1 protein-coding gene is annotated in these 1,259 nt (G+C 72.0%); it reads left to right on the forward strand.

Features of this window, described 5'->3' with window-relative positions; translation table 11 throughout:
• The first annotated feature begins 378 nt into the window (after positions 1–378).
• Positions 379–1,143 carry a DeoR/GlpR family DNA-binding transcription regulator gene (locus FNQ90_RS23695; protein WP_182608216.1) on the forward strand — a complete coding sequence of 255 codons (765 nt, stop codon included), beginning with the start codon at positions 379–381 and terminating at the stop codon, positions 1,141–1,143.
• Positions 1,144–1,259 lie beyond the last annotated feature (116 nt).

The raw sequence follows: 1,259 nt of genomic DNA on the forward strand, positions 1-1,259 counted from the left end.
GGACCCGGGCGTCGGGTGGGCCGCCGGGTGCGAGGGAAACCGGGCGGGGTGATCTTTTTTCTGCCCGAGTGAACCGAGGCGGGCGCCGAACGGGCATCGATGATGGCCGAACGGGCACACCCCCCGGGGGGCACCGGGGCTTCCCTCCCGGTGCGGGCGGGGTCACGGCGAGGAGAAGCGGGCACAAACGGGCACCATCGATCCGGTTACGTCCCTGGTGGCCCGCTGTTCGGGCAGGTAGAAACGCATGCACCGGCCCGAACGGGCACGGAGGTGGTACCCGGGGACCGAGCGGCGGACGCGTCGACGGAGCCCCGGGAGCCCCGGAGTCCGACCATCCGAAAGACCCGAGGACCTCGAAGGAGAGGTGATCGCCCCGTGAAGGCGGAGGAGCGGCAGCGGGAGATCCTCACCGCCGCCCGCAACGCGGGCTCGGTGGACGTGGCCGGCCTGGCCGAGAGCCTCGGGGTCGCCCGCGAGACCATCCGCCGCGACCTCCGACTGCTCGAGGACCACGGGTTGATGCGCCGCACCCACGGTGGCGCCTATCCGGTGGAGAGCGCGGGATTCGAGACGACCCTGGCCTTCCGCACCACCATGCAGGTCCCCGAGAAACGCCGGATCGCCTCCGCCGCCGCCGACCTCCTCGGCGACGCCGAGACGGTCTTCGTCGACGAGGGTTTCACCCCCCAACTGGTCGCCGAAGCCCTGCCCGTGGACCGCCCCCTGACCATCGTCACCGCATCCCTGGCCACCGCCGGGGCGCTCGCCGACCGCGACGACCGCTTCACCGTGCTGCTGCTCGGCGGACGGGTGCGCGGCGGCACCCTCGCCACCGTCGACCACTGGGCGGTGAGGATGCTCTCCGGGCTGGTCATCGACCTCGCCTACATCGGAGCCAACGGCATCTCCCGCGAGTACGGCCTCACCACCCCCAACCCGGGGGTCGGCGAGGTCAAGGCGCAGGCCGTGCGCTCCTCCCGACGCCGCGTCTTCATCGGTGTGCACACCAAGTTCGCGGCGGTCAGCTTCTCCCGCTTCGCGGAGGTCTCGGATTTCGAGACGATCGTGACCACCACCGGTCTGCCCGCCGCCGAGGCCCACCGCTACTCGCTCCTGGGGCCGCAGGTGCTCCGCGTCTGACCCACCCGCCGCCCGGTGTCCCCGCTGCCCGGCGTTCCACCGCGCCCCGCACGGCGGCGTGGCCCCCATATCGACGTACAAAACCCCATATGGACGGGTTGATCCCGCTTCGCCGT

It is taken from the genome of Streptomyces alkaliphilus (assembly GCF_014141535.1).
GTDB classification, from domain to species: Bacteria; Actinomycetota; Actinomycetes; order Streptomycetales; family Streptomycetaceae; genus Streptomyces; species Streptomyces alkaliphilus.